This window comes from Brevundimonas sp. (genome assembly GCF_036677305.1).
Taxonomy (GTDB): Bacteria; Pseudomonadota; Alphaproteobacteria; order Caulobacterales; family Caulobacteraceae; genus Brevundimonas.
This window is the reverse complement of the sequence record NZ_JAKFEB010000221.1, coordinates 1-16,599: the sequence shown is the minus strand read 5'-3', so window position 1 is coordinate 16,599 and position 16,599 is coordinate 1. Positions and strand designations below refer to the sequence as shown.

Annotated in this window: 18 protein-coding genes; 6 read left to right on the top strand and 12 right to left on the bottom strand. The window is 68.2% G+C overall.

Going from position 1 to position 16,599, the window contains the following annotated elements:
* Positions 1–255: 255 nt before the first annotated feature.
* A complete protein-coding gene (locus V6M42_RS12695) occupies positions 256–1,560 on the top strand; it encodes a UDP-glucose dehydrogenase family protein (RefSeq protein WP_332678803.1) in 1,305 nt (434 codons plus the stop codon).
* 4 nt (positions 1,561–1,564) lie between these two features.
* Here the strand turns inward: V6M42_RS12695 and V6M42_RS12690 are convergent, their stop codons facing one another.
* Both V6M42_RS12690 and V6M42_RS12685 read right to left on the bottom strand, forming a co-directional pair.
* Positions 1,565–1,735 (bottom strand): hypothetical protein, encoded by a 171-nt coding sequence (locus V6M42_RS12690; protein ID WP_332657643.1) that lies wholly within the window; start codon positions 1,733–1,735, stop codon positions 1,565–1,567.
* 160 nt (positions 1,736–1,895) lie between these two features.
* Positions 1,896–2,570: an OmpA family protein gene (locus V6M42_RS12685; RefSeq protein WP_332678801.1), complete on the bottom strand. Its 675-nt coding sequence runs from the start codon at positions 2,568–2,570 to the stop codon at positions 1,896–1,898.
* A 216-nt stretch (positions 2,571–2,786) separates the two neighbouring features.
* On the opposite strand from V6M42_RS12685, the gene V6M42_RS12680 reads away from it, so the two are divergent.
* Complete coding sequence (locus V6M42_RS12680; protein ID WP_332678805.1) at positions 2,787–3,698, top strand: isopenicillin N synthase family dioxygenase; 912 nt, start codon at positions 2,787–2,789, stop codon at positions 3,696–3,698.
* 79 nt (positions 3,699–3,777) lie between these two features.
* On the opposite strand, the gene V6M42_RS12675 is transcribed toward V6M42_RS12680, so the two are convergent.
* From V6M42_RS12675 to V6M42_RS12645, 7 genes are all read right to left on the bottom strand, one after another.
* Positions 3,778–5,667, bottom strand: coding sequence for a ubiquitin-activating E1 FCCH domain-containing protein (locus V6M42_RS12675; RefSeq protein WP_332678800.1), 1,890 nt, complete (start codon positions 5,665–5,667; stop codon positions 3,778–3,780).
* A gap of 129 nt (positions 5,668–5,796) precedes the next feature.
* Positions 5,797–7,677 carry a M2 family metallopeptidase gene (locus V6M42_RS12670; protein ID WP_332678798.1) on the bottom strand — a complete coding sequence of 627 codons (1,881 nt, stop codon included), beginning with the start codon at positions 7,675–7,677 and terminating at the stop codon, positions 5,797–5,799.
* 83 nt (positions 7,678–7,760) lie between these two features.
* Entirely contained in the window at positions 7,761–8,462 is a 702-nt protein-coding gene (mtgA, locus tag V6M42_RS12665) for a monofunctional biosynthetic peptidoglycan transglycosylase (RefSeq protein WP_332657646.1), read from the bottom strand.
* 246 nt (positions 8,463–8,708) lie between these two features.
* Positions 8,709–9,674: a WD40 repeat domain-containing protein gene (locus tag V6M42_RS12660; RefSeq protein ID WP_332678797.1), complete on the bottom strand. Its 966-nt coding sequence runs from the start codon at positions 9,672–9,674 to the stop codon at positions 8,709–8,711.
* Entirely contained in the window at positions 9,671–10,741 is a 1,071-nt protein-coding gene (locus V6M42_RS12655; RefSeq protein WP_332678796.1) for a CobW family GTP-binding protein, read from the bottom strand. Before V6M42_RS12655 ends, V6M42_RS12660 begins: the two co-directional genes overlap by 4 nt.
* 128 nt (positions 10,742–10,869) lie before the next feature.
* Positions 10,870–11,820 carry a cation diffusion facilitator family transporter gene (locus tag V6M42_RS12650; RefSeq protein WP_332660077.1) on the bottom strand — a complete coding sequence of 317 codons (951 nt, stop codon included), beginning with the start codon at positions 11,818–11,820 and terminating at the stop codon, positions 10,870–10,872.
* Between the two features lie 9 nt (positions 11,821–11,829).
* Positions 11,830–12,504: a hypothetical protein gene (locus tag V6M42_RS12645; RefSeq protein WP_332660075.1), complete on the bottom strand. Its 675-nt coding sequence runs from the start codon at positions 12,502–12,504 to the stop codon at positions 11,830–11,832.
* A gap of 189 nt (positions 12,505–12,693) precedes the next feature.
* Here V6M42_RS12645 and rplU point away from each other — a divergent pair, with 189 nt between their 5' ends.
* From rplU to V6M42_RS12630, 3 genes are all read left to right on the top strand, one after another.
* On the top strand, positions 12,694–13,269 hold the full coding sequence (gene rplU, locus V6M42_RS12640) for a 50S ribosomal protein L21 (protein ID WP_332660074.1): 576 nt from the start codon (positions 12,694–12,696) through the stop codon (positions 13,267–13,269).
* Between the two features lie 27 nt (positions 13,270–13,296).
* On the top strand, positions 13,297–13,575 hold the full coding sequence (gene rpmA / locus V6M42_RS12635) for a 50S ribosomal protein L27 (protein ID WP_292026256.1): 279 nt from the start codon (positions 13,297–13,299) through the stop codon (positions 13,573–13,575).
* A 164-nt stretch (positions 13,576–13,739) separates the two neighbouring features.
* Positions 13,740–14,273: a GNAT family N-acetyltransferase gene (locus V6M42_RS12630; RefSeq protein ID WP_332660071.1), complete on the top strand. Its 534-nt coding sequence runs from the start codon at positions 13,740–13,742 to the stop codon at positions 14,271–14,273.
* Between the two features lie 168 nt (positions 14,274–14,441).
* On the opposite strand, the gene V6M42_RS12625 is transcribed toward V6M42_RS12630, so the two are convergent.
* The 3 genes from V6M42_RS12625 to V6M42_RS12615 form a co-directional block, all read right to left on the bottom strand.
* Entirely contained in the window at positions 14,442–14,639 is a 198-nt protein-coding gene (locus V6M42_RS12625) for a hypothetical protein (protein WP_056620025.1), read from the bottom strand.
* Positions 14,640–14,767: 128 nt separating this feature from the next.
* Entirely contained in the window at positions 14,768–15,397 is a 630-nt protein-coding gene (locus V6M42_RS12620) for a BA14K family protein (RefSeq protein ID WP_332678794.1), read from the bottom strand.
* A 63-nt stretch (positions 15,398–15,460) separates the two neighbouring features.
* The gene (locus tag V6M42_RS12615) at positions 15,461–15,964 is read right to left on the bottom strand and encodes a hypothetical protein (RefSeq protein WP_332660067.1); all 504 of its coding nucleotides are present in this window, start codon (positions 15,962–15,964) and stop codon (positions 15,461–15,463) included.
* A 138-nt stretch (positions 15,965–16,102) separates the two neighbouring features.
* Between V6M42_RS12615 and V6M42_RS12610 the strand changes: the two genes are divergently transcribed.
* Positions 16,103–16,599, top strand: a 497-nt coding sequence (locus V6M42_RS12610) for a pyridoxal-phosphate dependent enzyme (RefSeq protein WP_332678793.1), incomplete at its 3' end; no start/stop codon positions are given.

Sequence of the window (16,599 nt, the reverse complement as noted above, 5' to 3'; positions counted from 1 at the left end):
GAAACCGCCCTGGCCCGCCCGACCGCCGACGGCGTGCGCGAGCCGCTCAACCGTCGCGCCACCATCGGCATCAACTTCCGCTAAACCCGGAAGGCGACGCCAGCCTTCGGCCTCATCCAGGCCGAAGGCCGGTAGGCCCAACAACAAAGCCCCCGGTCCTCGAAAGAGGGCCGGGGGTTTTTGCTTGCGGGCGCGGGGTGGCCAAGGCGGCGCCCGGTCGCTATTTCGGGCCACTGTTTCAACGGGTGACCTTCTATGCGCGTGGCGATGATCGGTACCGGCTATGTGGGGCTGGTTTCAGGGGCCTGTTTTGCGGACTTCGGGCACGAGGTCGTCTGCGTCGACAAGGATCCGTCCAAGATCGAGCGGCTCGAAAGGGGCGAGATCCCGATCTTCGAACCGGGACTGGACGATCTGGTCGCCGCCAATGTGCGCAGCGGGCGGCTGTCGTTCGCCCTCGACGGGGCGGAGGCGATCCGGACCGCAGATGCTGTGTTCATCGCCGTAGGCACGCCGTCGCGGCGCGGCGACGGCCACGCCGACCTGTCCTATGTCCATGCGGCGGCCGAGGAGATCGCCGGCCTGATCGAGGGCTTCACCGTGGTGGTGACCAAGTCGACGGTGCCGGTGGGCACGGGCGACGAGATCGAGCGCATCATTCGGGCCCGACGCCCGGACGCCGACTTCGCGGTCGTGTCCAATCCGGAGTTCCTGCGCGAAGGCGCCGCGATCGAGGACTTCAAACGGCCGGACCGGGTGGTGGTGGGCACGGACGACGAACGCGCGCAGGCGGTCATGCGCGAACTGTATCGTCCGTTGAACCTCAACGAGACGCCGATCCTGTTCACCGGACGGCGCACCTCGGAACTGATCAAATATGCGGCCAACGCCTTCCTGGCGATGAAGATCACCTTCATCAACGAGATGGCGGACCTGTGCGAGGCGGTCGGGGCCGATGTGCAGCAGGTTGCGCGCGGCATCGGGCTGGACAAGCGAATTGGAGCAAAGTTCCTGCATGCGGGACCCGGCTACGGCGGGTCATGCTTCCCCAAGGACACCCTGGCTCTCGTGCGGACGGCGACCGACGCGGGCGCGCCCGTGCGGCTGATCGAGACGACGGTCCAGATCAACGACGCCCGCAAGAAAGCGATGGCGGGCAAGGTGGCCGCGGCCGTGGGCGGCGAGCTGAAGGGCAGGACCGTGGCCCTGCTGGGCCTGACCTTCAAACCCAATACGGACGACATGCGCGACGCCCCGTCGCTGGACGTCGCCCCGGCGCTGATCGCCATGGGCGCGACGGTTCAGGCCTTCGATCCCGAAGGCATGCACGAGGCCGCGAAGCTTCTGGACGGGGTGGCGTTCCGGGAGGGGCCCTATGACGCGGTGGAGGGCGCCGACGTGGTGGTCATCCTGACCGAGTGGGACCAGTTCCGGGCGCTGGATCTGGACCGGGTCAAACTGCTGATGCGCCAGCCGGTCATGGTCGATCTGAGGAATATCTACCGGCCCGAGGACATGCGGGCGCGGGGCTTCCGCTACGCCTCGATCGGACGCGCCTGAGGCCCTAGCGCAGGGCGATGCGGGTGAGGGCGGGCTGTTCGGCGGCCACGGCCTCGGCCTGCGGCATCAGGGTGCGGCCGGCGCCGATGACCACGGTCGCGGTCAGGACCGCGGACACAGCGGCGATGGCGGCCAGTTTCACCCCGTCGGCGAATTCCTGATGGTTCGGACGCAAGCGATTCCCCCGCAGCGAGTACGGGTCGTATCCAGCACCTGACGCGGCCCGCCGCAAGTCACGGAACGGTGTGCGACCGAAAAAAGGACGGAGCCGGAGCTCCGTCCTTTTCATTGTTTGCGCGCTATCGCTCGCCGCGCGGCGGCTCGCTGCTTGAGCGCTAGCCGCGGAACGGGCGGATCAGGATTTCGACCCGGCGGTTCTGCGCCTTGCCTTCGGCGGTGTCGTTGGAGGCGATCGGGGCGCTTTCGCCGCGGCCGTCGACATACAGCCGGTCGGCGAGGACGTTGCGGCTGACGAGGGCCTGGGCCACCGCCGAGGCGCGCTGGCGCGAGAGGTTCAGATTATAGTCGTCCGCGCCGTCGGAATCGGCGTGGCCGACGATGTCGATGATCGACTGGTCGTAGCGGTTCAGCACGGCGGCGACGTCATCCAGCGTGGCGTTGAACCGGGGCGTGATGGCCGACTGGTTGGAGGCGAAGGTCACGTCGGACGGCATGCGCAGGACCAGATTGTCGCCCTGACGCGCGACCCCGACGCCCGAGCCGGACAGTTCCGCTTCCAGCTCGCGCTGCTGGCGGTCCATATACTGGCCGACCGCCGCGCCGCCGAGCGCGCCGATGCCCGCGCCGATGAGGGCGTTCTTTCGTCCCTGCTCGGAGTTGGAGGTGTTGGTCAGATAGCCGAGCAGCGCGCCGGCGGCGGCGCCGGCGAGGGCGCCCGTGCCGGTGTTGTTGCGCTGCGGCGTCGAGCTGTAGGGGTCGGTGGTCGTGCAGGCGACGCCGCCCAGAAGAATGGCGACACTGGCGCCGGTGAGAAGGAGCTTGCTGCGCATGGTGGTTATCCCTGACCGTGAATTGGTTCGCCGCTGGAACGTGGGCTTACGGTGAAGGTTCCGACCTGTACGGCTCATGAACGCCGCGCCGCGGCTTTGCCAAGGTCGCGGGTTAGGGCGTAAGGAACCGCTGTATCGATCCTGCGAGGCCCTGCCGTGACTGCGACTCCCACTACCGAAACCCCCACCGCCAAACGGGCCATCGAGCCGGTGTCGATGAAGCTGTACGACACCGACTTCCAGGCCTTCGCCGACAGGCTGGGGACGTCGTTCAAACGCTACGGCTTCGCGGTCATCGCCGACCACGGCCTGGACGAGGACGTGATCGAGGCGGCCATCGCCGACACAAAGACCTTCTTCGCCCTGCCGGAGGAGACCAAGCGCAAATACCACCAGCCGGGCACCGGCGGGGCGCGCGGCCTGACCCCGTTCGGAGTCGAGGCGGCCAAGGGCGCCGCGACGGTCGATCTGAAGGAGTTCTGGCATGTCGGGCGCGAGCTGCCCGAGGGCCATCCCTATCGCAAATACATGCGCGACAACGTCTGGCCGGCGGAGGTCGGGGGCTTCCGGGAACACCTGTACGGCATGTTCGCGGCCATGGACCAACTGGGCGCGAAGATCCTGCGCGCCATCGCCCGCTATCTGAAGCTGGGCGACGACTTCTTCGAGGACAAGGTCGAGATGGGCAACAGCATCCTGAGGATGCTGCACTATCCGCCCGTGCCGGCCGGCGCCTCGGGCGTGCGGGCCGGGGCGCACGAGGACATCAACGTCATCACCCTGCTGCTGGGCGCGGAAGAGCGCGGGCTGCAGCTGAAGGACGCCGATGGAGAGTGGCTGGAGGTCGCGCCGCCGCCGGGGGCGCTGGTGGTCAACATCGGCGACATGCTGCAGCGGCTGACCAACCACGTCCTGCCGTCGACCAGCCACCGGGTGGTCAATCCGGCCCCGGAACGGGCCAGCTTCGCCCGCTATTCCACGCCCTTCTTCCTGCATTTCAACCCGGACTTCGTCATCGAGACCCTGCCCAGCATGATCTCGGACGAGAACCCCGACCGCTACGCCGGCAAGGCGATCATGGCCGAGGACTTCCTGACGGAACGGCTTCGGGAAATCCGCCTGATCTGAGACCGCATGAACGGCAAGACGCAAAGGGCAGGGCGCGCACAGGCCGCACTCCCTGCGCCGGCGCGCCGTCGGTTCCGGCCTATCGGGATATCCGCAGCTGGGTGATGTCCCTGCCGATGGCCGCGAAGGCCTGGGACAGGGCCGTGCCGCTGCCGGCGTTGTAATAGTTGCTGCTCGTCGAGGCGCAGGACCTGAGCAGATTGTCCGCGGCGCCGCCCGCGGCGATCTGGAATCCGACGGTGTAGACGAGGATGCCGCGCGCCTTCATGGCGTCGCACAGGGCGCGGCTCTGGGTGAAGGGGTCGCCATTGTCCGCGTTGCAGTCGATCTTCGAGGAGCTGCCGCCCGACCCGGAGCCCGCATTGCGGGCGATGACGCCCGAGCAGTAGGGGGTGTTGAACTCGCCGTCGGTCATGATGACCACGGCTTTCAGGGTCTGGCCGGTATTGTAGGCGCCCGCCGCGCCGCTCGGCCAAAGGCTGTTCCACTCGGGCGAGACCATGTACCAGCCCCAGCCGATGCCGATCTGACCCGCGGTTCCACCCTCGACATTGAAGCCGTCGATGCGCGACTTGATCGATGTCGCATTGCTGGACAGGGGCATGATCGTATCGGCGATGCATGCGCCGCTGAGGCTCGGATAGTGCGGGGCCACCCGGGATGACGCGCCCGTCGGCGCGGTTTCCGTGTAGCGCTGGGAGCCCGTCCGCTCGGTGACGCAGCCGCTGATGCGATGGGTCTGCAGGTCGCCGTCCATGTTCTCGAAGGCGAAGAAGGTGTCGCCGCCGCCATTCGCGCGCCAGGCCCGGCCGCTGGAGATGTAGGGCGTCATCGTCGAAGCGTCGGGATCGATGGTGAAGGTGTTGGCCGCGACGTTGCCGACGAGGAAGGTCCTGTCGTTGACCATGCTGTCGCCGTTGCCGTTGACCATCCCGACGATCTCGTCGATCCGGACATAGTCGTTGTTCTGCAGGCCGTGCGCATCGGCGGTGACGGTGATCGAGCAGTCGTTGTTCTGGCATTTCTGAACCCGGCCGCTGGAGCCGGTGTACGAGCCATAATACTCGCCGTTGGTCCTGTTGCCGTTGAGCCGGTAGAGCCTGAAGGTGTCGGTGGTCTTGCCGCCGATCATATAGGCCTTGTTGTTCAGCTGGGTCATGCCGGTCGCCCCGCTGATCCAGACGACGTCGCCGTCCGAAAAGCCGTGCCCGGCCGAGGTGATGACGATCGGTTCGCCCTTGGTGGCGCCGGTGATCGTCTTCGGCGTGCCGATGAGATTCAGGGCTGCGCCGGTGACGTTGACCGGGCCGCGGATCGAGCCGCGGGCCGTCGTGACCCAGCTCCCCGGATTGACCGAGTTCGAATAGGGCACCAGGGCGACCTTGGAATAGTAGGGAGTCTGGATCGGCTGGACGATCAGGTCGACAAGGTCCTTGGCGGCGGCCTTCAGGTCGATGATCCGCTGGCCGGCCATCGAACCGGTGATGTCGAGCACCAGGGCGACCTCGATATTCTTGGACGAGCGGTCGACCTCCGAGTGGGCGCCGACCGGCAGGTAGTCGTCCATGAACTTGCCGTACGGCGGCAGGAAGATGTTGGCGACCAGGGTTTTCACATCGACCCTGGAGGTGGCGATCACGACATCGTCGTCGTCCAGGACGAAGCTGGTGTCGGCTTCACGCAGGGTGATGTTCGGATAGGCCTTGAGGTTGGCCCTGAGAGAGGCGAGGCCGACCCGCTGGAGGTCGGCGTCTTCGGTATAGGGCGAGCGGGCGGCGGCCAGGGCGGCGGCGTCCAGCGCGTCCTGCAGGTTCACGCGCACGGTCGAGGCGCGGTGGATGTCGACGCCGCCGACGGTCATCAGGATCAGGACGGGCAGGCTGAGGGCGAACAGCATGGCGACGTTGCCGCGCGCGTCGTCGCCCAGGCGGACGGCGAAGGCGTGCAGGCCGCGGCCCACGCTGTTCATCCAGGTTCTAACCCCCATCGCGCACCGCCGTCGGCCCCCGGGCGAAAACCGCCCATGCTCATCCGGCCGAGGATGAACCAAGCCGGTTAAGAGAAGGTCCAATGCCGACGGTTAATCGCCGCGCGGTCGTCAGGCCTCCCAGCCGCAATCCTTGCCGCGGTTCTGGACGGTCAGCCAGGCGTTCAGGGGGGCGAAATAGTCGGTCACGGCGGAGGCGTCGTTGCCGGTTTCGCCGGTGAAGGCCTGCATCGCCTCGGGCCAGGGCCGCGACTGGCCCATTTCCATCATCCGCTCGAAGCGCTCGCCGACCTCCTTGTTTCCGTAGATGGAGCAGCGGTGCAGCGGCCCGGTCCAGCCGGCCTCCCGGCAGGCCGCGCGCTGGAACTGGAACTGGTAGATGTGGGCCAGGAAGTAGCGGGTGTAGGGCGTATTGCCGGGGATATGGTATTTCGCGCCGGGGTCGAAGGCGTTGGCCGGACGCGGTCCGGGCGGAACAAGGCCCTGATATTTCAGCATATTCGCCGACCAGGCGTCATTGTATTCCGCCGGGCTGGTCTCGCCGTTGAAGACGCCCCAGCGCCAGCGGTCGACCATCAGGCCGAACGGCAGGAAGGCGATCTTGTCGAGCGCCATCTTGAGCAGGAAGGGGATGTCCTCTTCCTCGCCGGGCACGGTCTGCAGCAGGCCGATCTGGTTCAGATAGGTGGGGGTCAGGGCCGACAGGCCGACGAAATCGCCGATGGCCTCGTGGAAGCCGTCGTTCGCCCCGTTCTTGAACAGGAAGGGCTGATCCTTGTAGGCCCGCTGATAGTAGTTGTGACCCAGCTCGTGGTGGACGGTGTAGAAGTCGTCGCCGTTCACCTGGGTGCACATCTTGATGCGGATGTCCTCGAGGTTGTCGAGGTCCCAGGCCGAGGCGTGGCAGACCACCTCGCGGTCGGCCGGCCGCGTGATCATCGACCGCTCCCAGAAGGTCTCGGGCAGCTCGGGCAGCCCCAGCGAGACGTAGAAGCCCTCGCCGGTCTCGACCATCTTCCTCGCGTCGTAGTTCTGCGAGGTCAGAAGGTTGGTCAGGTCGTAGCTGGAGGCGCCGCCCGTGGCCGGGGCCACGACGTCATAGATATTGCCCCATTGCTGCGACCACATATTGCCCAGCAGGTCGGCGCGGATCGGGCCCTGGTCGGGCTGGACGGCGTCGCCGTATTTGTCGTTCAGGCGGCTGCGGACATAGCAGTGCAGGTTCTCGTAGAACGGCTTCACCTGGGTCCACAGCCGGTCGGTCTCGGCGGCGAAGGCGTCCGGCTCCATGTCGTAGCCGGCGCGCCACATGGCGCCGGTGTCGGCGAAGCCCAGCTCGCGGCTGCCCTCGTTGGCGATCTCGACCATGCGGGCGTAGTCGGGGGCCATGACCGGCGAGATGGTGCGCCAGCCCTCGTACAGGGCCTTCATCTCGGCGGGGTCGCGAGTTTCGGCCATCAGGATCGAGGCCTCGTCGAGGGTGATCTGGCGGCCCTTGAACTCGAACTTGCCGACCGAATAGGTCGAGTCGAGGCGGGTGGTGATCTCGGCCAGCTCGCCGGCGGCGCCGGGGCGGTTGGGCGCCGGCAGGACGATGCCGAGGCGCAGCAGGTTCAGCTTGCGGCGGACGTCGTCGGGAACCTGGACGTCGTTGAACCGGGCCGCGCCATTGGCCAGTTCGACCTGCAGTTCGGTGTATTTCGCGTTGACCCGGCTCTCCAGCCACATGGTGTCGTGGGTGATGTTGGTGGCGCGCGTCCACTGGATTCGGGCGGCTTCCTCGCTGAGAGCGGCGAGGCGGGTCTCGGCGTCGGCGACGAAGGCGGTCGCGCCCTCGGCCGTGGCGGCGGGCGTGTCGGCCGCGGAGGCGGAGGCGGACGGCGCGGCCGCATGGGCCTCGTCATTCCAGTCGCCGTCCAGAACCGTGACGCAGCCGGCGCTCCCGGTTGCGAGGGCGCAGACGGCGGCGGCGGTCATCAGGGTGCGTTTCATGGGCTTCCTCCTCCTTGCGCGGTTCGCCCGCGTCGTTCGGCGCGCAGAGGAGGGGAGCGGGGCCGTGGCGTCAAGCGTGACCGTCAGCCGAGGACGCAGCGCGCCAGACCGTCGTTGCGCACGGTCCCCATGGCCGCCTGTATGCGCGAGGTGCGTCCCCGGACGTAGGGGCCCGGGCTGGCGGCACTGTAGCGGCGCGGGCTGGGCAGGATGGCGGCCAGACGGGCGGCCTCGCGCGCGGTCAGGTCGTTGGCCGACTTTCCGAACCAGTGGCGCGAGGCGGCCTCGGCGCCGTAGACGCCCGGGGCCCACTCGGCGACGTTCAGATAGACTTCCATGATCCGGCGCTTGCCCCAGACGGTCTCGATGGCGACGGTGTAGCCGGCCTCCAGCCCCTTGCGGACCCAGTCGCGGCCCGGCCACAGGAAGGCGTTCTTGGCGGTCTGCTGGCTGATGGTGGAACCGCCGCGGATGCGGCCGCTGCCGCGCTTCTCCGAACGGGCGTTGGCTTTCAGCGCCTTTTCGATGGCCTTCATGTCGAAGCCCCGATGGGCGCAGAAGGTGGAGTCCTCGGAGGCGATCACCGCCTGGACGAGGCGGGGCGAAATCCGCTCGAGCGGCCGCCAGCGATAGTCCCAGCCCTCGCCCTCGATCAGCCGGGCGGTCATCAGGAAGGTGGCGGGTACGGGAATGAACCGCTGCAGCACGATCCCGCTGGAGCCCAGCAGGAGCAGAAACAGGAACAGGGTCAGCAGAGGCCGGCCCTTCTTCACGGTCCTGTTCATTCCCGACATGGGGGGATCGCAGCACGGGAGGAGATGGGGAGCAAGGGCGAGTTCTCTTGCTTTCGTCATTCCGGGCGAAGGCGAGCGAAGCGAGCCGTAGACCCGGAACCCAGCGGCGCCGCGACGGCGGCGAAACACTGCTGGCTGCGCGATTGCACGCCGGCGCCGGCGCTCCCGACAGGTTCGCGCTCTCGCGCGCCGCTGGGTTCCGGGTCTCCGCTGCGCTTCGCCCGGAATGACGAAAGATTAGATCGTCGAGACCCCCGCCTGACCGTCCTCGTCCGCCCAAGCGACGCGCCCGGCGTCGGCGCTCATGGCCAGGGCGGTGATCGGGGCGCCGCGCTCGGCCTTGAGGAAGTTCAGCCCCTGACCCGCCGGATCGGCCAGCCAGACGCGGCCGTCGTTCAGACCCGCGGCCAGCAGGCCGTGCTTCGGCCGCGACGCGACCAGCGTCACCAGACTGCCCTCGTCGAAGCCGATCTCGGTCGCCTCTCGGCCCATCGGACCATTGGCGCCGACGAAGGGCCACAGCACCGCGCCCTGGGCCCCGGAGGTGGCCAGCAGCTGGCCGTTCGACAGGAAACTCATCGCCCGCACCTTGGACGGATAGCCGCCCATGCGCAGGTTCTTCTGATCCTTCAGCCGCCAGCCGTGCAGCTGGGCGTCCTGCATGGCGGTGACCACGAAGGCTCCGTCGGGCGAGAAGGTCACGGCCGTGTGCGACCCGGCCCACTTGAGGAAGGTCGGCTTCTGCTGCGCGATGCGGGCGAACCACAGGGCCGCGCCGCCGTAGGTCGAGGTCGCGATGCGCCGGCCCTTGGGCTCGAAGGCGACGCCCGAGACGGTGCGTTCATGCTGGAAGTCGCGTCGGAAGCTTGCGTCCTTCGCATCGATGACGGTCAGGGTCTTGCCGGCCGAGAAGGCGATCAGGCCGCTTTCGGCCGAGGCGTCGACGGCGTCGATCCACTGGCCTTTCGCGGTGGCGAGGACGCCCGCCTCGCCCCGGCGGTGCCAGATCATGCGGCCGTCGTCGCCGCCGGTCAGGACGCCGTCGCCGGAGGGATGGGCCGTGGCGCACAGGATGGCGCCGTCATGGGCGGCGCTGAACTCCCCGCCCTCGAACCGGACGGAGCCGTCGCCGAGGGCGAAGATGGCCCCCGTGTTGTCGAACACGACGGCGGTGATCTGGGCGTCGAAGGTGAAGGTCTTCACGCGGCGCAGGCCTCGAATCCGGCCTTGAGCGCGGCCTCGTCCAGATCGCGGCCGATGAAGACCGCGCGCGACCAGCGGCGCTCATTGGCCCCCCACGGCTTCTGCAGGTCGCCCTCGAGGATCATGTGCACGGCCTGGAAGACCAGGCGGCGATCCTCGCCGTTCACGTCGATGATGCCCTTGGCGCGCAGGATGTTCTGGCCCTGCTCGCCCAGCAGCCGGTCGAGCCATGCGGTGAATTTGGTCCCGTCCATGGGCCGTTCGAGCGACAGGGAGATGCCCTTGATGTCGTCCTCGTGCGCATGGCCGCGCGCGCCGTGGGCATGGTCGTGATCGTGATGCGCGTGGTCGTGATCGTGGTGGTCGTGGCCGCAGTGTTCGTCGTGGACGTGGCCGTCCTCGCCGTGGGCGGGGTTGGCGAACTCGGGATTGATGTCGAGGATCCGGCCCAGGTCGAAGCCGCCCAGCCCGAGGACCTGATCCAGCGGGACGTTGGCGCGCTCGGCGCGGGTGATGGGCGCCAGCGGGTTCAGACGACGCAGGCGGCGTTCGACCTCGGCCAGCTCGGCCTCGGTCACCAGATCGGTCTTGTTGAGGATGATGCGGTCGGCGAAGGCGACCTGTTCGCGCGCCTCTTTCGAGTCGTCGAGGCGGGCCATGACGTGTTTGGCGTCGACCAGGGCGGTGACGCTGTCGAGCTGCGTCTTCGCCTTGACGTCCTCGTCGACGAAGAAGGTCTGGGCCACGGGGCCGGGGTCGGCCAGGCCGGTGGTCTCGACGATGATGGCGTCGAAGGCGGGCTTGCCCGGGCGCTGGCGCTTCATCAGGCCGGCCACGACGCGGATCAGGTCGCCGCGCACGGTGCAGCAGACGCAGCCGTTGTTCATCTCGAACACGTCCTCGTCGGCGCCGACGACCAGGTCGTTGTCGATGCCGATCTCGCCGAACTCGTTGACGATGACGGCGTAGCGCTTGCCGTGGTCCTCGGTGAGGATGCGGTTCAGCAGGGTGGTCTTGCCGGCGCCGAGGTAGCCGGTGAGGACGGTGACGGGAATCTTGTCTGACATGGGGCGCTAGATGGCGGCTGGGGTGGAGTTTGTGAAGGAGGGATGAGGGATGAGGGATGAGGAAGGGGGCGTCAGCGAGGTCCTTGCTATTCGACCGTGCTCATCCCTCGTCCCTCATCCCTCATCCCTCAGCACGTCGGGCAGTCGGCCAGGGGTTCGGCTTCGAGCTGGAGCGTGGTGTGGCCGATGTGGAATTGGCCGCGCGCCATCGTCCGGGCTTCGGCCAGAAGCGCGTCGGCGTCCGGGCGGCCGTGGACCAGGTGGGCGGTCAGGGCCGTCTCGGTGGTCGAGAGGCCCCAGACGTGCAGGTCGTGGACGGCGGTGACGCCGGGCAGGGACAGGAAGGCGGCGCGGATGGCCTCGACGTCGACGCCGCGCGGGGCGGCGTCCAGCGCCAGATTGACCGAGTCCTTCAGCAGCCCCCAGGTGCCGATCAGGATGACGGCGACGATGCCGAGGCTGACCAGCGGATCGATGATCGACCAGCCGGTCATCCAGATGACCCCGCCCGCGACGACCACGCCGATGGAGACGGCGGCGTCGGCCATCATGTGCAGGTAGGCGCCCTTCGCGTTCAGGTCGCTGTGCTGGTCGCGCATGAACAGCAGGGCGGTGCCCAGGTTGATGACGAAGCCGATGGCGGCGACGGTCATGATCAGGCCGGACATGACGGGGGCGGGTTCGGCCAGACGGCGCACGGCCTCGAAGGCGATGGCGCCGCAGGCGAAGATCAGCAGCAGGGCGTTGCCGAGGGCGGCCAGCACCGTGGCCTTGCCGTAGCCGTAGGTCTTCTGCGACCCGCTGGCCCGGCGCGCCAGCCAGGCGGCGCCGCCCGCCATGGCGAGACCGAGCACGTCGGACAGATTGTGGCCCGCATCGGCCATAAGGGCGGTGGAGTGGCTGAAAAGACCCGCGCCGAACTCGATGCCCACGAAGGCGAGGTTGACGATCAGGCCGACGGCGTAGCGCCAGTCGCCGGTGTCGACCGGGCCGTGATGGTGTCCGCCATGGCCGTGGGCATGGTCGTGACCATGGGCGTGGTCGTGCGGGTGGCCGTGATCGTGATGCGCGTGCGCCATGCGCCAGTCCTAGTGCTGATGCGCCACGACGAGAAGGCCGATCAGGATCAGGGCCCCGCCCAGCACCGCGCCCTCGTATCGCGCCCAGCGCTCCAGCCGCAGGACCGACCAGCCCGCGCGGGCCAGAAGCGTGAAGACGGCCATGCCGGCGATGGTGCCCACGGCGAAGGCCACGGTCAGGGCCCCGAGAACGAACAGGCCCTCGCCCGCCTGCGACAGATAGATGGGCAGCAGCACCTCTCCGGGGGAGATCGCCATCATCGCCACCAGACCCCAGAAGGCGGCGGCGTGCGACACGGCCGGTTCGGCCAGCTCCTCCAGCGGCGGGACGTCGGCGGGCCCGCCTGCGGGAACGGGGCGGCGAATGAGGGACCGGCTCAGATAGAAGGCGCCGAACAGGAACAGCAGCACCGCCGAAAGGTGGGGCAGAAGGCCCGAAACCCACTGATCCATGGCGAGGCCGGCGGCGACGATCAGTCCGCCGACCATGGCCGTGGTGGCGATGTGTGCGAGGCCTGCCGCTGTCACGGCGCCCATCATACGGGGCAGGGTCCAGCGCTGGGCCCGTCCGACCAGCACGAACGGCAGCCAGTGCGTGGGCAGGGCGGCATGCAGGAAGGCCGTCACGAAGCCCGCGCCCAGAAGGGACAGGATCACGGGCTGCTCGAGGTCGGACGGCGTCATCGGCGCCTCCATAGCCTGTTACTTTATAACAGTCGAGCGGAGATTCAGGTTTTTGGACGCAGCGGCCGATCCCCGTTTTTTCGCCCGTCCGCGTTGACTCGGACACCCCTCTGCGTCTATGTCGCCGCTCTTCGCCCGAGGGGGTCCCCCGTCGGGCTTATTCTTTTTGCGTTTCGCTGAGGCTTCAACATGTACGCGGTGATCAAGACCGGCGGCAAACAGTACCGGGTTCAGCCGGGCGACGTCATCGTTGTCGAGAAGCTCGACGGCGATGTCGGTTCCGACGTTTCGTTCGGCGACGTGCTGATGCTGGGCGGCGACAAGGGCGTGACCCTGGGCGCTCCGCTGATCAAGGGCGCCGCCGTGGCTGCGACCCTGGTCGAGACCCGCAAGGGCGAGAAGATCAAGATCTTCAAGAAGACCCGTCGTCAGGGCTACCGCCGCACGAACGGCCATCGCCAGATGGAAACCGTGCTGCGCATCACCGGCATCGACGGCGCCGGCGAGAAGGCCAAGTGGGACGGCGAAACCTCGCTGATGACCAAGGCCGAGATGAACCTGCGCGCCCGCGGCCTCGCCCCGCGCGTCGAGGAAACCGAAGCCAAGCCGGCCAGGAAGGCTGCTGCTCCGAAGGCTGAAGCCAAGGCGGCTCCGGCCAAGAAGGCTGCTGCGCCCAAGGCCGCCGCCGCCAAGACCGAAACCAAAGCTGCTCCCGCCAAGAAGGCCCCCGCCAAGAAGGCGGACAAGGCCGGCGACGAAGCGTAATATCAGTACGAGAACGGGAGCAGACCTATGGCTCACAAGAAATCCGGTGGTTCGTCGCGTAACGGTCGCGACTCTCACTCCAAGCGCCTCGGCGTGAAGAAGTTCGGCGGCGAGAACGTTCTGGCCGGCAACATCCTCGTGCGTCAGCGCGGCACCACCTTCCACCCGGGCGACAATGTCGGCCTGGGCCGCGACCACACGCTGTTCGCGACCGCCCACGGCGCCGTCAAATTCACCAAGAAGGCCAACGGCCGTTGTTACGTGTCGATTCTTCCGACCACCGAACAGGCCATGGCCGCCGAGTAGCGCGAACCGACTGACACCCGGATCGCGAAAGGCTCGAGAGCCGCGATCCGGACCAGGGAATTTTTCCGCGGGGAGTCTGGATCACCAGGCTCCCCGTTTTCGTTTCCCCGCCTCGACGCCGCCCGAGCCCTCCAAGGAGGCGGCAGTTCGAACGAGGCCGTGTCATGTGCGTGATTGAACCCTCTCCCGTCGTCGAGACGCGGCGCCTGGCGCTGCGCACGCCCGGAGCCCAGGACATCAGCCGTCTGGCGACCCTCGCCAACGATCCGGACGTGGCGCGCATGACCCTGCGCATGCCGCATCCGTTCGGCATCGCCGACGCCGAGGCGTTCGTGCTGCAGGTCGCCGTGCAGGATCCGAAACGCGCCCGCACCTTCCTGATCGAGCACGAGGACCATGGCCCCGTGGGCGTTATCGGCCTGTTCGAGGACGCCGATCCCGCGCCCGAGGTCGGCTACTGGATCGCCCGGCCGTTCTGGGGGCGCGGCTATGCGACCGAGGCGCTGCAGGCGGCGACGGTCTGGGCGTCGAAGTCATGGAAGCGGCGCGCGCTGATGGCGGGCCATTTCTCCGACAATCCGGCGTCCGGCCGGGTGCTGGAGAAGGCGGGCTTCCTGTACACGGGCGAGGTCCGCAGGGATTTCAGCCGGGCAAGGAACGCCCAGACCGAAACGCGCCGGATGGTGTGGCTGCCGTAGGATATCGGTTCTCCCTCCCCTTCAGGGGAGGGTGGCTGAGCCGAAGGCGAAGCCGGGTGGGGGCGGCTGGGCGAGGAGGGCGCCGGCGTTTGTCTCGCCGAGCCGCTCCCACCCCGCCGTCGCTGCGCGCCAGAGACCCTCCCCCGAGGGGGAGGGAGAACGCGTGCCTCAGCCGAACAGCGTCGGCCCGAACACCGCCGCGAGGGCGATCGCCCCGCCCGCGACGGCCACGACCGCGCCGGCGATGAAGGCCGCCCAGGTGCGGGCGGCGCGCTTGCGCCTCAGGCCCGAGGTCTTCACCGATCGCAGCATGACGCCGGGCTTGGGTCCGAAGACTTCCGAGCCGGAAATATTGTGCTGGGACATGTACGCGCTCCCTGATCCACCGCCCCATGCGGGTCAGGGAGACCGAAGCGGTCCCGAAAAGGCGAAACGATGGCGAACGCCGGTCACCCACTGATCCGTGACCGGACGAACAGCTTTCGGCGAACGCCCTATCCGCAATGGATCAGGCGACCGCTGTAGGCGCGGTAGTAGCCTGTGCGCGGATCGTAGGAGCGGTAGTTGGCCTGGCACCATGCCTGACGGCTGCCGTAAACGCCCCATTCGGAGCCGCCGCCGGAATAGACGACATCGGGCCGGCCGTAGGCGCCGTGGTAGGCCGCTCCGCCCCCGGCGTATCCGTAGCCGGATCCATATCCCCGATAGCGGGCGGCATGGCCGTAGCCGCGGCCGTAGGGGTTGTAGTGGGCGCCATAGCTGTACCGGTCGTAGCCGCCGTATCCATCGCGCCTGTAGCCGGCCAGTTCGCGGTAGTCTCCGCGGGCCTGGGCGCTGACGCGATGGCGCTGGTCGCGCCAGGCCGCCCCGCAGTCGGAGCGGTTCGCGTCCCAGAAGGCGTCGCAGCGGTAGTCGCCCGGCCGGTCCAGCTGGCTGCGCCAGTCAAGGTTAGAGGGCGCGGCGTTCCAGTCGCTGCGCCGGCTGTAGCTGTAGCCGTCATGCTCCCCGTAGCGGCTGTCGCTGTAGCTGTAGCGGCTGTCGTAGGTCCCGCCCCAGGTCTGGGCGGCGGCCGGGACCGCGAAGACCGTCAGGCCGGCGGCGAGGAGCAGGGCGAAGCGGCGCATGGTTAATTCTCCGAAGCGGCCAGTTACGCGGCCTCAAAGACGACAGGCACTGTTGGGGTGAAGCTAGAGGGTGACGCCGACCCGGCCGCCGCGCGTGGCCACGTTGCGCATCAGCACGATGCGGTCGCCGCCCGCGCTGACGGGCGAGATCACGAACCAGTTGCCGTCCGGCAGGTTGTCGAACTGGAAGCGGTTGTTCTCGCAGGAAGTCTGGCGAACGAACGAGCGGTAGTCGGCGTTGGGGTCGGCCACGGTGCGGGCGCGGACCACGGCCTCGGGAATCGCGGCGCGGGTGGTCGAGCCGTACAGGGTCTGGAACCGGGCGCGGGTGTAGGGGGTGTCGGGCGTCAGGGCGACCGTGCCCGTGCAGTTGAAGGTCTGGCCGTCGCGACGATAGTCGATGCGGCCGTCGATCGAGGCGCGTCCCGAGCGCGCGGACCAGGCGAAGTCCTCGGTGCGGAAGGCGCTCGACGAGGGACCGGGGCCGAAACCGCCCGACGGGACGGTTTCGCACGCCGCCAGCGAGGCGGCCACGGCGGCGATGGCGATCAGGTGGCGGGCGGACATGGCTCTACTCCGGCTTGGGTGCGGGTCGAACGTCGGGATCAGACGCTGAACGCCGCCATAAGGTCAAGGTTGCGAGCGGTCCGGCTGTGGGCCAAAAGCGCGCATCAACCCGGCGAAGACCGGGTATAGGGACCGCTCATGACAGTCACTTTCGACGACATTCTGGCGGCGCAGAAGCGCATCGCCGGCCAGGTGGACCGGACCCCGGTCCGCTATTCGAGGCGGCTGTCGCAGCTGACCGGGGCCGAGGTCTGGGTGAAGTTCGACAATCTGCATTTCACCGGCAGCTTCAAGGAGCGCGGGGCCCTGAACCGGCTGCTGCAGCTGACGCCCGACGAGCGCAAGCGCGGCGTGGTGGCGGCTTCCGCCGGCAATCACGCCCAGGCCCTGGCCTATCACGGCGCCCGACTGGGCGTGCCGGTGACCATCGTCATGCCGGAAGGCACGCCCTTCGTGAAGGCCGACGGCACGCGGGCGCATGGCGCGACCGTGGTCATCAAGGGACTGGATTTCACCGGCTCGACCGAGGAGGCGCACCGGCTGCGCGACACCGAAGGCTATGTCTTCGTCTCGGCCTTCGACGACGAGGGCATTATCGCTGGCCAGGGGGTCTGCGGCATCGAGTTCATGGAGGA

Coding starts and splice junctions, on each gene's coding strand:
- V6M42_RS12695 (WP_332678803.1), top strand. CDS start 256: ATGCGCGTGGCGATGATCGGTACCGGCTATGTGGGGCTGGTTTCAGGG.
- V6M42_RS12685 (WP_332678801.1), bottom strand. CDS start 2,570: ATGCGCAGCAAGCTCCTTCTCACCGGCGCCAGTGTCGCCATTCTTCTG.
- V6M42_RS12680 (WP_332678805.1), top strand. CDS start 2,787: ATGAAGCTGTACGACACCGACTTCCAGGCCTTCGCCGACAGGCTGGGG.
- V6M42_RS12675 (WP_332678800.1), bottom strand. CDS start 5,667: ATGAACAGCGTGGGCCGCGGCCTGCACGCCTTCGCCGTCCGCCTGGGC.
- V6M42_RS12670 (WP_332678798.1), bottom strand. CDS start 7,677: ATGAAACGCACCCTGATGACCGCCGCCGCCGTCTGCGCCCTCGCAACC.
- mtgA (WP_332657646.1), bottom strand. CDS start 8,462: ATGAACAGGACCGTGAAGAAGGGCCGGCCTCTGCTGACCCTGTTCCTG.
- V6M42_RS12655 (WP_332678796.1), bottom strand. CDS start 10,741: ATGTCAGACAAGATTCCCGTCACCGTCCTCACCGGCTACCTCGGCGCC.
- V6M42_RS12650 (WP_332660077.1), bottom strand. CDS start 11,820: ATGGCGCACGCGCATCACGATCACGGCCACCCGCACGACCACGCCCAT.
- V6M42_RS12645 (WP_332660075.1), bottom strand. CDS start 12,504: ATGACGCCGTCCGACCTCGAGCAGCCCGTGATCCTGTCCCTTCTGGGC.
- rplU (WP_332660074.1), top strand. CDS start 12,694: ATGTACGCGGTGATCAAGACCGGCGGCAAACAGTACCGGGTTCAGCCG.
- rpmA (WP_292026256.1), top strand. CDS start 13,297: ATGGCTCACAAGAAATCCGGTGGTTCGTCGCGTAACGGTCGCGACTCT.
- V6M42_RS12630 (WP_332660071.1), top strand. CDS start 13,740: ATGTGCGTGATTGAACCCTCTCCCGTCGTCGAGACGCGGCGCCTGGCG.
- V6M42_RS12625 (WP_056620025.1), bottom strand. CDS start 14,639: ATGTCCCAGCACAATATTTCCGGCTCGGAAGTCTTCGGACCCAAGCCC.
- V6M42_RS12620 (WP_332678794.1), bottom strand. CDS start 15,397: ATGCGCCGCTTCGCCCTGCTCCTCGCCGCCGGCCTGACGGTCTTCGCG.
- V6M42_RS12615 (WP_332660067.1), bottom strand. CDS start 15,964: ATGTCCGCCCGCCACCTGATCGCCATCGCCGCCGTGGCCGCCTCGCTG.